We start from the raw sequence: 13,384 nt of genomic DNA, 5'->3' as shown, positions 1-13,384 counted from the left end.
AGGTTATCGTTATGGCTTATTGAATTTTTATAGTTCGAATTCCTCGGTAGTTTGTTCTGTAGCGGTAGTGTCAACCACAACGGCTCTTCTTGGAGTGTAACAATCTACTTTAATTGAAAGATTGGCGGGTCGTTCAAAAGGTTCTTTAGAAACTTGTAAACTAGGATCCTCATAACATTTTTTCATAAAATACCCCCAAACTGGCAATGCTGAGGCTGCCCCTTGACCATAAGTTAAACTTTTGAATCGAGCAGAACGGTCTTCACAACCAACCCAAACACCGGTAACTAAATTCGGTACCATACCCATAAACCATCCATCGGATTGATTTTGAGATGTTCCTGTTTTTCCTGCGATAGGGTTTCTAAACATATAAGGATAGCCTGTCCAGCGGTGGTCTCCTGCTCCTCCTCCTTCTGTTCTTAATCTTGCTCCACTACCACTTTCGGTTACACCTTCAAGTAATTTAATAACAGCAAAAGCAATGTCTTTATTCAATACATCATGCGATTCAGGAATTGGCTCGTAAATAACCACTCCACTTTTGTCTTCAATTTTGGTTAAAAACTGGGGTTTTACATAAACTCCTTGATTGGCAAAAGTACTGTAAGCAGCTACCATATCTTCGACAGTAATTTCAACTGCCCCTAAGGCGATAGACGGCTGATTAATAATTTCTGATTTCACTCCCAATTTATGTGTCATTTCCACAACGGCTTCAGGGCCTGTTTTGTCAATTAATTTAGCTGAAATGGTATTGATAGAATGTGCCAAAGCTTGTTTCAAGGTAACCATTCCTCGGTATTTGTTATCAGAATTTCTTGGTTCCCAATCTTCGGTAACATGATGGCGTCCTTTATGAATCATAAAAGGAGAATCAATAATAGAGTCACAAGGGGACATATTCAATTGTTCAATAGCAGTAGCGTATACAAAAGGTTTGAAAGTAGACCCTACTTGTCTCGCGCCTTGTCCTACGTGGTCGTATTGAAAATATTTATAATTGATGCCACCCACCCAAGCTTTGATGCTTCCGGTTTGTGGTTCCATGGCCATCAATCCAGACTGCAAGAAATGTTTATAATAACGAATAGAATCCATTGGAGTCATTACGGTATCAATTTCTCCTTTCCAAGAGAAAATCTTCATCTTCGTTTTTTGTTTGAAAGAAGCAATGATTTCGTCTTCACTTTTTTCCATAGCCTTCATGACATTCCATCGGTTAGAGGATTTCATGGCTTGATTCATAATGCGTTGAGTCTCTGCTTCGGTGATGTTGACAAAAGGTGCATTTTTGTTTTCTTTTTGTTGTATGAAAAATTCCTCCTGCATGTTGGCCATATGTGCAGCAACTGCTTCTTCCGCATAGGTTTGCATTCTGGAGTCAATAGTGGTATAAATCTTTAAACCATCTTTGTAGATATCATAATCTGAACCGTCTGGTTTTTTGTTTTCTTCAACCCATTTTTTCATATAATCTCTTAGGTATTCTCTAAAATAGGTAGCGATACCATCTTTGTGGGTTTCTAATTTGAAATTAAGTTTTATGGGTAAACTTTGTAATTGTAATTTTTGTTGTTCAGTGATTAGTTTGGCCTTCTCCATTTGGTGTAAAACCACATTTCGGCGGTTGGTTACCCCTTCAGGATTACGTACCGGATTATAAAGCCCTGAGTTTTTAAACATTCCTACTAAAATAGCCGATTCGTCTATAGTCAAATCTTTTGGGGCTTTAGAGAAATAGGTTTTTGCTGCCGAGCTAACGCCTACCGAGTTGTTTCCAAAATCATAGACATTGCAATACATAGCAATGATTTCATTTTTGGTATACTGACGTTCTAAACGAATAGCTATAATCCATTCTTTCATTTTTTGAACCACACGAAAAGGCAAAAATTTAGATCCTTCTCCGTGAAATAATTGTTTGGCTAACTGTTGCGACAGTGTACTAGCACCACCACTGGTTCCAAGGCTTAAAATGGCCCTCATGGTTCCTCTGCCATCAATACCAGAGTGTTCATAAAAACGGGCGTCTTCGGTAGCTACCAAAGCATCAACCAAATTTTTAGGAAGGTCTGAATACTTAAGTTGGGAACGATTTTTTTGAAAATATTTTCCCAATACCACTCCGTCAGCCGAAATAATTTCTGTAGCCAAATTGGAGTCTGGGTTTTCTAAATCTTCAAAAGAAGGCATAGAACCGAAGAGTCCCCAAGAAGCAAAAAGGAAGAAAAGAGCCAAAATGCCCAAACCATAGAAGTAGATTTTCCAAAACTTCTTTTTATAGTAATTGATGTCTTTATCAATTGCTTTAGACGAGGTGTTGTTTTTTTTAACTGCCATAATTACTCTATTTTTTCTATTCTAAAACCTACGTCGGTTATACCTTCTAATACAGGTATACCGGGTACTTTGCCGTTTTCTCTCAAAGCTTGCTTGATGTACACTTTGAATTGTCCGTTAAATCTAACTTTCTCTTTATAAAAAAGTTTACTTTCTTTCAAATCGGTAAAACCATTTCCTAAAAGAGAGCCATCGGGATTGGCCATTTGGTATTCTAAAGTATCTACTTTGGTGAAGCCATTTTTTTGTTCCATGGCTACAATCAAAAAGATATTGTTGAATTTATAATCGTCATTGGCTCTCAAATTCACAAATAAATTGTAGTATTGTGTGGAGTCCAATACCGGCAAATCAAAGGAAACTATACTGTCTTTGTTCCAGCCGCTGCCTACTGTTTTGTATTCGTCAAAAACTCTTTTTTTGTCACAGGCAAAAAAAAGGAGTGCTATCAAAAATAAAATACAACTATTTTTTATCCCCATTTTTAGTAATTATTATAGGTTTTCTTGGTTCACCGCTAGGAGTAGTGCCTTGCTGTTTTTTGTCATTGGCATTGCCTCGATTTTTGTTGTTGTGAGGTCTTTTTTTGTTGCCATTTTGAGTAGCAGGTTTGTTAGGCGCTATAGCTGGTGCGGCAGCAACATTAGCAGTTGCTACTGCATTTGGTTTGCGTTTTTTCGAAGGTCTTTTTTTGACTTTAGGTTGGTCAAAACGAGTTAAACTCTCTTGTCCCATAGCATTATTAAAGTTTTTCTCCGGCTCGGTTACTACTTCTATGGCAAAATCTTCTAACGATGAAACTTTGTTTTTTAATTTGTTTTCGGCAATGATTTCGTGTACTTGTTCAATTTTTAGCACATGCCAATTGGCAAAATTGTTCGTATACGCAAACCACATCAGTCCTTTGAAAATATCTTGTTTTTGACAGATTGCCTCTCCTTTTTCGGTTACCAATTTGGTGTCGAAATTGGGAAAATGTTTCAAAGCATCCATATAGGTGTCCAATTCATAATTCAAACAACATTTCAGTTTTCCGCATTGTCCTGCCAGTTTTTGTGGATTCAAAGACAATTGTTGGTAACGTGCTGCTGAGGTATTCACACTTCTAAAATCGGTCAACCAAGTCGAGCAACATAGCTCTCTTCCGCACGAACCGATTCCGCCTAAACGTGCGGCTTCTTGACGGAAACCTACTTGTTTCATCTCGACTCTTGTACTGAATTCTTTGGCAAAATCCTTAATCAACATTCTAAAATCTACACGGTCGTTGGCGGTGTAGTAGAAAGTTGCTTTGGAACCATCACCTTGAAATTCGATATCCGAAATTTTCATTTCTAATTTGTGCTGAATCGCCAATTCACGTGCTCGAACTTTCATTGGCTCTTCGCGATCTCGAGCGGCAGACCAAATATCGATGTCTTTTTGAGAAGCTTTTCGGTATATTTTTGGTATTTCGTTGCTATTAGGATTGACCCCTTTTTTCTTCATTTGAATTTTTACCAACTCGCCAGTTAACGTTACAATTCCGATATCGTGACCAGGTGAAGCTACCGTTGCCACGATGTCTCCCATACTTAAAGTTAGTTTTTCGGTATTGCGGTAAAATTCTTTTCTGCCGTTTTTGAAACGTACTTCGACACAGTCAAAAGGCGCTTCGCCATTCGGTAAACTCATGTTCGAAAGCCAATCAAAAACGGTTAATTTGTTGCAGCTATCGGTGCCGCAAGTCCCATTATTTTTACACCCCTTTGGTGCGCCACCATCGGAAGTTGAACAACTTGTACAAGCCATAATTATATAGTAGTGTTGCCAAAATAGCAACTTGGGTTCTTACTTAGAAATTAATCGGTAAAGATAGTATTTTTTAATTGTATGTTACAACGGTAAAAAATAAGGATGCATCTTAAAATTATACTAAAATAATTGGAATTTGTGGGCACTTTGATTTAATCTCAACAAAAATTCTAGTACAATAAAAGGATTTAGCAGAAAAAAGATAAAAGACGGCAGAAGTTTTAATAGCAATTTTATGTGTGATTCCAAAATTATTATGTTTTTTTTGGATTCAATTCCAAAATGATTATGTTTTTGAACCATTTAAGGACATATAAGTTTGGAGTAAAAATAAAAACCACCACAAAAAGTATTGTGATGGTTTTTGTTAATTCATTTTTGTTTGACAACAAATAAGCTGAGGACTAGTAACAATAAGAGCGCTTAAAACCATCCCTTTTTGCCCACTTGGTACGTTTGATAAAATTCTTCATCCGATTTGGTCAAATAGATAATACCTTCTATAAAGCCAATTATGCCTCCAATTCCACAGGTAACTACACCAATTACTAATTGAACAATTCCTTCTTGTGTGTAGCCTAAAACAAACTTGTGAATCCCAAGATACCCAAAAAGAATTGCTAAAATTCCAGCAATAATCTTTTTATTTTCAGGTTGTGCTTTAGGATAAGGGGTATTCCATGCTTCGTGTTTCGTTTCTTCCATGATGGTTCATTTATTTATTGATTTAGTTAGTTGTAAATCTATAAAAAAAGTTACATATGTTTGATAGCCAATTCCTTATCATTTACTGTAAAGTGCTTTTATTTTATCCACAATCACTTGAGCCAATCGCTCATGACTCTCGAAAGTCCAGCCTGCAATGTGTGGCGTCAACAAAACTTTTGGGCATTTTAGTAAAAAATCAAAAGCTTCGGGCGTATTTTTGTCATTAAACAAAGTTTCAAAAGACAATTTCTCATACTCCAATACATCCAAACCTGCACCCAAAATTTTTCCAGATTCTAAAGCTTGAACCAAGTCAGCAGTAACTACATTTTTACCTCTAGAGGTATTAATCAACCAAAAAGGTTTTGCGAAAGATGCTATAAAATCAGCATTCACCATTTTATCCGTTTCAGGCGTCCAAGGAATATGTAGACTTAGCACATCGGCTTTTTGTTGTAATTCTTGTATTGTAACTTGTTTAGCATTAGCATCGCCTATGTTTGGTAAAATATCGTGACAGATTACTTCAACATCAAAGCCTCGCAATTTTTTAGCAAAAGCCTTTCCCATATTTCCGTAACCAATAATGCCAACGGTCTTTCCGTCTAGTTCGTGACCTCGATTACTTTCTCTATTCCATTGCCCTTTTCTAATTTCAGCATCGGCTTGGTTGAGGTTATTAAAAAGCGATAAAATCATTCCTAAAGCATGTTCGGCAACGGCATTTCGATTGCCTTCGGGAGCGGCTATGAGTGCAATGTTTCTGGCTATAGCGTAATCACAATCAATGCTTTCGAGACCAGCACCCACACGGGCTATAAACTGTAAATTGGTGGCTTTGTCGAGGAACGTTTTATCAATTTTGAATCGGCTACGAATCACAATGCCGTGATAGTCTTTGATTTTATCTTCAATGGCTTCTTTAGAAGATATAAAGTCGGCTTCGTTGTGAAAACCCGCTTCTTGTAATTGTTCCCACAACAAGGGATTGTTGCTGTCTATATGAAGGATTTTGATGTCCATAACTACTATTTTTTATCCTTCAAATTAACGAAAAAAATACGGTTTTTACTTTCTAGAAAGTAGTTCCTTTAAAAATGCTTAAATTAGCGATTAGTAAAAAGACACATTACAATCTATGAAATTGACGAAAACATTTAAAGCCTTCTTTGAAAGCGAAAAAGCTGGAGGATTATTACTTCTATTTGTAACGGTACTCTCTTTATTTCTAGCCAATTCGAGCATACAAACTGACTATATTGCCTTTTGGAAAACTCCTTTGGGACATCATACGATTACGGATTGGATAAACGACGGCTTGATGGCCATCTTTTTCTTGATGATTGGTTTGGAGTTAGAACGAGAAATGTATGATGGTGAATTAGCCAATATCAAAAATGCTGCACTACCTATTTTTGGGGCATTGGGTGGAATGGTTGTTCCTGCTGGGATTTTTTTAGCGCTAAATTTTGGTACGATTACCCAAAACGGAGCGGGTATTCCTATGGCTACCGATATTGCTTTTGCAATTGGAATATTGTCCTTGTTAGGGAAAAGAGTTCCTGCTTCTTTGAAAATATTTTTGACGGCATTGGCCGTAATTGACGATTTAGGAGCCATTATTGTCATCGCTGTTTTTTATACCGATTCTATTGCCTTTCTAAATTTATTTTATGCTTTAGCGATTTGGGGTTTCCTATTTATCTTGAACCGACGAAAAGTGCACAACTTAATTCCGTACTTGTTAGGTGGAATAGGAATGTGGTATTTTATGTTGAATTCAGGAATTCATGCTACGATTACAGGTGTTATTTTGGCCTTTGTGATTCCGTTTGGGGATGGTGGACCACAAACTTCTTCCTACCGTTTGCAACACTTTTTGCACAATCCTGTTGCCTTTTTTATACTGCCTTTATTCGCAATTGCCAATACTGGAATTCCAATCTCAGGAGATTGGCACGAAGGTTTACTACATGAAAATTCTATCGGGATTATTGCTGGATTGGTCATTGGGAAGCCTTTGGGTATTTGGTTGTTTTCGTTTTTGGCAGTGACTTTTGGCGTTTGTGCTTTGCCGAAAGAACTGCGTTGGAAAGATATTGTTGGTGCAGGAATGCTAGGTGGAATTGGATTTACGATGTCCATTTTTATCACCTTGTTGGCTTTTAAAAATGACGGGGAAGAAATCATCAATTATTCTAAAATTGCGATACTGATTGCTTCGTTTTTGGCTGGAACCCTTGGTTTTATTTGGCTAAAAATCAACTTAAAAGCAAAGAAAACTAAAAAGAAAAAAGCGGTATAATTTATTTAGCCACGAATTACACCAATCAACACTAATTGCAATCTATTTTAATAACACTAATTCAAAATAAACGGGTTAGCCTTGTTGAAATCTGAAATCTATTTTTAGCCACGAATTGCACCAATCAACACAAATTGCAATCTATTTTAATGGCACTAATCCAAAAAATATTAGTCTAATTGAAAATCTGAAATCTCTTTTCGTAACGATGTTTCGCGTGAGGGATAGGAGCTAGCTACCGAAGTAGCGCGGATAGCCCGACAGCCTAAAGGAAATGGGCCGACTCACGACTAGCATGAGTTGGCCCCTTTGCTTTAGGGTGGCACGCCCAAATGATTTATCCTTTGATTTGTTTTAAAGAAGTTTTGATGCCTCGAATGAGTGAGGAACTGAAACCGTGCATTTCCATTTCGTTGAGTCCTGCGATGGTACAGCCTTGTGGTGTAGTTACGCGGTCGATTAATTGTTCGGGATGGCCTTTTTCTTCAAGGAGCATCTCGGCGGCACCTTTTACGGTTTGTGCTGAAATTGCTAAAGCTGTTTGCCAATCGAATCCGATTTCGATACCCGCTTGCATAGACGCACGGATGTAACGCAAGGCAAAAGCCGTTCCACTGGCAGCTAAAACGGTGGCTGCATCCATCAATTTTTCATCGATAATTGGGGCTGTCCCTAAGTCTTGAAACAATTGTACTACTGGTTGAGCGGCTTCTTTGTTTTTTTCATTGAATGCTATACAAGTCGCTGATGCTCCAAATTGGGCAGCGATATTGGGCATAATTCGGATGGCGCTGTGAGAAGGGCCTATTTTGTTTTGTAAATTTTCGATAGATAAACCACTAACGGCTGAGGCAATGGTTTTGTTCGTAATTACTGGAAGGATTTCGGTCAATACTGTATCGACTTGATAAGGTTTGATGGTTAAGATAATCAAATCGGCTTCCTGAATAGCTAAGGTATTGTCTGTAGTTACTGTTATTCCGAGTTCTTGTAAATATAAAATGCTAGCCGTGTTGCGTCGTGTGATGGTGATTTGATGTCCTTGTGAAAACTTGGCTAAACCTAAGGCAATAGAAACGCCAAGATTTCCTCCTCCGATGATGTGTACTTTCATGGTTTGGTTTTTTGGTTGGTTAATTGGGTTCTTGCTGTTGAATTAGAATCCTAGCACTAATTTGGCAATAGAAAAATAAATCAAAATTCCGCAAATGTCGTTGCTAGTGGTAATAAATGGCCCTGTTGCTAATGCCGGGTCGATACCAAATTTGTCTAATAGCAACGGGATAAAAGTACCAATTAATGAGGCAATAATAATCACGGAAACCAATGCAATTGTTACAATTACGCCAATAATTACTTCTACATTCAGCAGAAAATGGCTTCCCAAAAACAAGATACTGGCTAAGATTAATCCGTTTAAAAGGCTTAAAGAAATTTCTTTGAATAAACGGCCCAGGAGGGAACCACTAAGCGTATTATTTGCTAAACCTTGAACGATAATAGCTGAGGATTGTACCCCAACATTTCCTGCCATCGCAGCAATTAAGGGAGTAAAAAAGAATAGTTTACCATGTTCTGCCATAGCACCTTCAAACAATCCAAGTACACGAACGGTAATAAATCCTCCTAATAGTGCTAAAACCAACCAGGGCAAACGCGCTTTGGTCAATTCCATAATACTATCATCGGCCTCTACGTCTTGGGAGATACCCGCTGCTAACTGGTAATCTTTGTCGGCTTCGTCCTTGATTACGTCTACGATATCATCGATGGTGATTCGGCCGACTAAACGGCCTAATTCGTCGACTACAGGAATGGCTTCTAAGTCATACTTTTGCATGATACGTGCTACCTCAACGTCTTCGGTGTCTACGTTGACTGAATTCAATTTACGAATATACACATCACTAATTGCGGTACGAGTTGATGTGGTCAATAGGTCTTTGAGCGATAAACGTCCTTTTAGTCTTCCGTCGTCATCTACCACATAAATGGAGTGTACGCGTGATATATTTTCGGCTTGAATTCGCATTTCTTTGACACAAGTGAGCACGTTCCAGTTTTCGTTGACTTTCACTAACTCTTTGTGCATAATTCCCCCTGCGGTATCTTCGTCATAGCGCAACAATTCGACAATGTCTTTGGCGTGCTCAACGTCTTGCAATTCTGAGATTACTTCGGCTTTGATGTCTTGAGATAATTCGGCAATAATGTCGGCCGCGTCATTGGTTTCTAATTCATCAAGCTCTTCAGCAATTTCTTTTGGGGAAAGACGGCTTAAGATATTTTCTCGTAAATCGTCTTCAAGTTCTAGAAGGATTTCGGCTGTTTTTTCGCTATCTAAAACTTTAAAAATATAGGTGGCCTCGTCAAATTCTAGTTCGTCTAATACCTCAGCAATATCAGCATGGTGCATGTCATTCAATAACAATTCCAACTTGCTGTCGTTTTTGTTTTGAATGAGTTGCTCTAACTCTTGAATGAGCTCTTTGCTGATTTTAAATTCCATCGGCTTCTATTTTTTGGGTCAAGGCAATAAATTCTGCTACACTTAATTGTTCTGGGCGAATATCAAATATTGGATCTTCTCTTAATTTATCGGACAAATTTAAGGTTTTTAAACTGTTGCGCAAGGTTTTTCTGCGCTGTTGAAAGGCAGTTTTGACCACGGTGAACAAGAGTTTTTCGCTACAAGGTAAAGTATAATTTTCTTTACGTCGCATACGCATCACTCCCGATTTTACTTTTGGCGGCGGATTGAATACGTGTTCGTCAACTGTAAACAAATATTCGGTATCGTAGAAGGCTTGTGCCAAAACCGAAAGTATGCCATAAGTTTTACTTCCTTTTTTCTCGCAAATGCGTTCGGCTACTTCTTTTTGAAACATCCCCGAAAACTCCGGAATTTGGTCTCTAAACTCCAAGGTTCTGAATACAATTTGCGTTGAAATATTATAAGGGAAATTACCAATGATGGCAAATTGTTTCCCTTCGAAAACGCTATTGATGTTGTATTTAAGGAAATCTTCGGATATGATTTTGTCCTTTAACTTTGGATAATTGGCATCCAAATAAGCTACAGATTCAGTATCGATTTCTATAACATAGGTGTCGATGGGTTTTTCTAACAAATATTTGGTCAACACTCCCATTCCTGGTCCAATTTCTAAGACATCGTTGTAACCTTCTAAACTCAAGGTGTCGGCAATGGCTTTGGCAATGCTTTCATCTTTTAGAAAGTGTTGTCCGAGATGTTTTTTGGCTTTTACTTTTTCCATGTAACTTTATAGTGTTTAGAATTTGATATTGAAGTGTTTCAAATTGGTTACTTTTTTTTGTTTATTTCTAGCAGTTGCTGAATATCTAATAAATCCTTTGGTCTATTTGCTTTTATTTTGCTTGTTATCAAATCTTCGAGAGAGAGTACATTCCACTTTAAAAACGAGTTATTATTAACCGTTACCTCTTCACTACTTTCAAAAGCTTCGTCAAAAGTTTTATTTACAGAAAACTTGGTAATTAGTTCTAAATCTAAATCCAGAGGAGAAAATTTAACCGATATATTTTGTTTTTCTTTTTTTACATTTTCGGGAAAATCTTCAATGTCATATCCCATTTCCTTAAAAACAGCGACTAATTTTTTGAAATTAAGTGCTGTGGTTTCAATCCAAAAATCAACATCTGATGAATGGCGCTGGTACCCATGAAAGTTTACAGCTCCACCCCCAACCATGAGCATACGAACCTTGTGTTTATTAGCAATTGCAATAAACTGATTAATATTTTCTTCCCATTTATGAGGCATGTTACGTTTTTTTTAAAATAAAATTAGTGCTTTTCTCTACTTTATTTTTAATGGGAAATCCTTGCAATTTCTCCATTAAACGCAAAAAGCTATAAAAGCGTTCACTTTTAGATAATTTCAAAAAATCATCTATTTGTTTTTTATTGCTTTCTTCTTTGGTTTGAAAATAAAGTTTCATACTATTATTTTTTAATGTAATTAGGCTATGTAAATCTTTATGGTAGGATTCATCGCAAACTGGTTGATGCTACTTTAATGCTCCGAAATCACTTCTAATTCGGTTCTGAATGCTAGCATTTTATCGCCGAATAATTTGAGTCCTTCTTCACGCAAAGCAGGTGCATCTTCTTGATAGTATTTTTGCAAGGTTTCTCTGCTATCTGTGGTGTATTGAACCGAATAGGTAAGTCCACCCATTTCTTCTTCGACCAAAACGCGAACCATTCTTGCATTTGTAAATTTGCCTGTCGCTAATATTTCTGGAATGTGCTTGTGCTGCATCCAAATCATCCATTTGTCGTGTACACTTTCGTGAATATTGATGGTAACGTTGTATATAATCATCTTTTGTTGTTTAATCGGTTAATTGTTTAATCGTTGATTTGTTTAATCGGTTAACCGGTTAACCGAATCATCGATTAAACTCTTTTACAAATTCTTATCGCCTCTTAATTGTCTGAATTTTTTCCTTGCCTCAACGAAGTAAATACTGTCTTGATGGTTAAAAATCATTTTTTCATAAAGTGGCTTTGCTTTTTCGGGGTCGTTTAGGTACTTCACGTACAGTTCCGCTGCAAAAAACAAGGCCTCGTCTATGTAAATGCCATCGCTATGTTGGGCAATTATCGCCTGATATTGCTGTAAGGCCTGAGTATAATTACCAGTCGCCTCATATAATTTACCTAATCGTAAAAGGGTGACAGCCTCAATCTCTTGTCTTTTAAATTGCTGTAATATCTTTTGGAAATGTGCAATAGCTTCCTCGTTGCGTTTTTGATACATCAAATAGTCGCCTTTGGCAAATTGCTTTAAAGCCGTTTGAGTAGAATCGGCAACGGTATTGTCATTAATCAATAAAAAATATTCCAAAGCATCATTGGCAATCAATTGCGTATTGGCAGATTTTAGTTCTTTAAATTGCTTCAACGCCCATTCAAAATCGGTTTTAAAATAGCTTGTTTTTGCTGCTTTTAAACTGGCTTCATGTGCCATGACATCGTTCTTCAAATCCAATTCAATTTGGGAATAATACAGCAAAGCTTGGTTGTATTTTTCTTCCAATAAAAAAATATCGGCCAACTCCATTTTCACATCAGCAATTTGATAATCATTTAACGGTAGCGTCAATGCTTTAGTAATAATTGCTTTTGCTTCTTCTGGTTTTTTTAAACTAAAAGCCGTAAAATGTGCTTGAATTAATTGCAATTTCAGTGTAAACGGATTGATTTCAAATTGCTGTAATAGCGTTTTAAGTTGTGAGTCAATGGCAATAAAATCAGCTGGTTTTGCTTTGGCCAGTTTCATTTCGATCAAATAGGTGTTGGCTTGTATCAACGTTTCCAAATCCTTGGTGTTTTCTAAAACAAAGCCCAAGATTTCAGTTGCCGCTTCGGTTTGGTCTTCCTCAATGGCCATTTGTCCTAAGCTTACAATTTCGGCCAAGGATTCTGGATTGCGCTTGTAAATGGCTTTTTCTTGAATAAAGGCTTTGCCAAATTCTTTTTGTTGCACATAAAACCAGCTTAAATACTGATTCCAAAAAATATCTTGGTCTTTTTGAGTACGCAAAATTAACGCTTTTTTTAAAGAATCAGAAAATGACGTATCGTTCTCATCCGACATATAACGAGACAATTGATGCTGAATCAAATTCGAATTTTGTGGATTAATAAAGGCTTCATCCAAAAATGTGGTAATCATCAAATCGGTTTTGCCCAATTGACCATAAAGTAAGGCCATTTGATAATTGAAGTTAAAGGTTTCGTCTAATTCAGCTGCAGTTTGATAGGCTTTTACGGCGTATTCTAAGATCACTTTTTTTTCAAAAGCATTGGCAACACCATACACTTCATTGGGGTTTTTACGAATGCTTTCTAGCGCTTGTTCATAATAACTTTTGGCTTTGGCTTCGTTTTTTTGCAACTGCCAATTGTAGCCCATTTCGACTAATAAAAAAGCTTGTTTGTATTTAGAATAACGTGTTTGAATTGTTTTTTCTGCCAGTTCAAATTGTTGTAATTGTTGGTAGCAATCTACCGTTCTGAGAAAGTATTGGGAGTTTTGCGGGATACTTTTGAGCAGTTCTTCGTAGGCTACTTTGGCTTTTTCAAAATCTCCTTTTTCATAAAAATATTGAGCTAGCTGCTCGTTTTGCGAAAAACAAATCCATGAAAAAAACAGTGCGATATGTAGAAAGAGTTTTTTCATTG

Annotated in this window: 13 protein-coding genes; 1 reads left to right on the top strand and 12 read right to left on the bottom strand. The window is 37.0% G+C overall.

The features are described from left to right. Positions 1-27 precede the first annotated feature (27 nt). The 5 genes from ACSVH5_RS10115 to ACSVH5_RS10095 form a co-directional block, all read right to left on the bottom strand. Complete coding sequence (locus ACSVH5_RS10115; RefSeq protein ID WP_438061317.1) at positions 28-2,343, bottom strand: penicillin-binding protein 1A; 2,316 nt, start codon at positions 2,341-2,343, stop codon at positions 28-30. 2 nt (positions 2,344-2,345) lie between these two features. After that, on the bottom strand, positions 2,346-2,825 hold the full coding sequence (locus ACSVH5_RS10110) for a gliding motility lipoprotein GldH (protein ID WP_438061316.1): 480 nt from the start codon (positions 2,823-2,825) through the stop codon (positions 2,346-2,348). Further along, positions 2,809-4,134 carry a PSP1 domain-containing protein gene (locus ACSVH5_RS10105; protein ID WP_438061315.1) on the bottom strand — a complete coding sequence of 442 codons (1,326 nt, stop codon included), beginning with the start codon at positions 4,132-4,134 and terminating at the stop codon, positions 2,809-2,811. Before ACSVH5_RS10105 ends, ACSVH5_RS10110 begins: the two co-directional genes overlap by 17 nt. Before the next feature lie 426 nt (positions 4,135-4,560). Beyond that, positions 4,561-4,842 carry a TM2 domain-containing protein gene (locus ACSVH5_RS10100; protein WP_438061314.1) on the bottom strand — a complete coding sequence of 94 codons (282 nt, stop codon included), beginning with the start codon at positions 4,840-4,842 and terminating at the stop codon, positions 4,561-4,563. A 78-nt stretch (positions 4,843-4,920) separates the two neighbouring features. After that, positions 4,921-5,868 (bottom strand): 2-hydroxyacid dehydrogenase, encoded by a 948-nt coding sequence (locus ACSVH5_RS10095; RefSeq protein ID WP_438061313.1) that lies wholly within the window; start codon positions 5,866-5,868, stop codon positions 4,921-4,923. A 115-nt stretch (positions 5,869-5,983) separates the two neighbouring features. Here ACSVH5_RS10095 and nhaA point away from each other — a divergent pair, with 115 nt between their 5' ends. After that, complete coding sequence (nhaA, locus tag ACSVH5_RS10090) at positions 5,984-7,150, top strand: Na+/H+ antiporter NhaA (protein WP_438061312.1); 1,167 nt, start codon at positions 5,984-5,986, stop codon at positions 7,148-7,150. 337 nt (positions 7,151-7,487) lie between these two features. Here the strand turns inward: nhaA and proC are convergent, their stop codons facing one another. The 7 genes from proC to ACSVH5_RS10055 form a co-directional block, all read right to left on the bottom strand. Continuing rightward, the gene (gene proC / locus ACSVH5_RS10085; RefSeq protein ID WP_438061311.1) at positions 7,488-8,264 is read right to left on the bottom strand and encodes a pyrroline-5-carboxylate reductase; all 777 of its coding nucleotides are present in this window, start codon (positions 8,262-8,264) and stop codon (positions 7,488-7,490) included. Between the two features lie 42 nt (positions 8,265-8,306). Further along, a complete protein-coding gene (gene mgtE, locus ACSVH5_RS10080; protein ID WP_438061310.1) occupies positions 8,307-9,659 on the bottom strand; it encodes a magnesium transporter in 1,353 nt (450 codons plus the stop codon). Next, a complete protein-coding gene (rsmA, locus tag ACSVH5_RS10075) occupies positions 9,649-10,428 on the bottom strand; it encodes a 16S rRNA (adenine(1518)-N(6)/adenine(1519)-N(6))-dimethyltransferase RsmA (protein WP_438061309.1) in 780 nt (259 codons plus the stop codon). Before rsmA ends, mgtE begins: the two co-directional genes overlap by 11 nt. A gap of 47 nt (positions 10,429-10,475) precedes the next feature. Then, positions 10,476-10,955 carry a nucleotidyl transferase AbiEii/AbiGii toxin family protein gene (locus ACSVH5_RS10070; RefSeq protein WP_438061308.1) on the bottom strand — a complete coding sequence of 160 codons (480 nt, stop codon included), beginning with the start codon at positions 10,953-10,955 and terminating at the stop codon, positions 10,476-10,478. A 1-nt stretch (position 10,956) separates the two neighbouring features. Continuing rightward, positions 10,957-11,133 (bottom strand): hypothetical protein, encoded by a 177-nt coding sequence (locus ACSVH5_RS10065; RefSeq protein ID WP_438061307.1) that lies wholly within the window; start codon positions 11,131-11,133, stop codon positions 10,957-10,959. Between the two features lie 74 nt (positions 11,134-11,207). Further along, entirely contained in the window at positions 11,208-11,519 is a 312-nt protein-coding gene (locus tag ACSVH5_RS10060) for a DUF4286 family protein (RefSeq protein ID WP_159689293.1), read from the bottom strand. 84 nt (positions 11,520-11,603) lie between these two features. Continuing rightward, on the bottom strand, positions 11,604-13,382 hold the full coding sequence (locus ACSVH5_RS10055; RefSeq protein WP_438061306.1) for a tetratricopeptide repeat protein: 1,779 nt from the start codon (positions 13,380-13,382) through the stop codon (positions 11,604-11,606). Positions 13,383-13,384: the final 2 nt, after the last annotated feature.

The organism is Flavobacterium sp. RSSA_27, from assembly GCF_051547125.1.
GTDB lineage: Bacteria > Bacteroidota > Bacteroidia > Flavobacteriales > Flavobacteriaceae > Flavobacterium.
This window is presented reverse-complemented; position numbering and strand designations above follow the sequence as displayed.

What these genes read in the sequence shown, in the direction of transcription:
- ACSVH5_RS10115 (WP_438061317.1), bottom strand. Translation starts at nt 2,343, where the DNA reads ATGGCAGTTAAAAAAAACAACACCTCGTCTAAAGCAATTGATAAAGAC.
- ACSVH5_RS10110 (WP_438061316.1), bottom strand. Translation starts at nt 2,825, where the DNA reads ATGGGGATAAAAAATAGTTGTATTTTATTTTTGATAGCACTCCTTTTT.
- ACSVH5_RS10105 (WP_438061315.1), bottom strand. Translation starts at nt 4,134, where the DNA reads ATGGCTTGTACAAGTTGTTCAACTTCCGATGGTGGCGCACCAAAGGGG.
- ACSVH5_RS10100 (WP_438061314.1), bottom strand. Translation starts at nt 4,842, where the DNA reads ATGGAAGAAACGAAACACGAAGCATGGAATACCCCTTATCCTAAAGCA.
- ACSVH5_RS10095 (WP_438061313.1), bottom strand. Translation starts at nt 5,868, where the DNA reads ATGGACATCAAAATCCTTCATATAGACAGCAACAATCCCTTGTTGTGG.
- nhaA (WP_438061312.1), top strand. Translation starts at nt 5,984, where the DNA reads ATGAAATTGACGAAAACATTTAAAGCCTTCTTTGAAAGCGAAAAAGCT.
- proC (WP_438061311.1), bottom strand. Translation starts at nt 8,264, where the DNA reads ATGAAAGTACACATCATCGGAGGAGGAAATCTTGGCGTTTCTATTGCC.
- mgtE (WP_438061310.1), bottom strand. Translation starts at nt 9,659, where the DNA reads ATGGAATTTAAAATCAGCAAAGAGCTCATTCAAGAGTTAGAGCAACTC.
- rsmA (WP_438061309.1), bottom strand. Translation starts at nt 10,428, where the DNA reads ATGGAAAAAGTAAAAGCCAAAAAACATCTCGGACAACACTTTCTAAAA.
- ACSVH5_RS10070 (WP_438061308.1), bottom strand. Translation starts at nt 10,955, where the DNA reads ATGCCTCATAAATGGGAAGAAAATATTAATCAGTTTATTGCAATTGCT.
- ACSVH5_RS10065 (WP_438061307.1), bottom strand. Translation starts at nt 11,133, where the DNA reads ATGAAACTTTATTTTCAAACCAAAGAAGAAAGCAATAAAAAACAAATA.
- ACSVH5_RS10060 (WP_159689293.1), bottom strand. Translation starts at nt 11,519, where the DNA reads ATGATTATATACAACGTTACCATCAATATTCACGAAAGTGTACACGAC.
- ACSVH5_RS10055 (WP_438061306.1), bottom strand. Translation starts at nt 13,382, where the DNA reads ATGAAAAAACTCTTTCTACATATCGCACTGTTTTTTTCATGGATTTGT.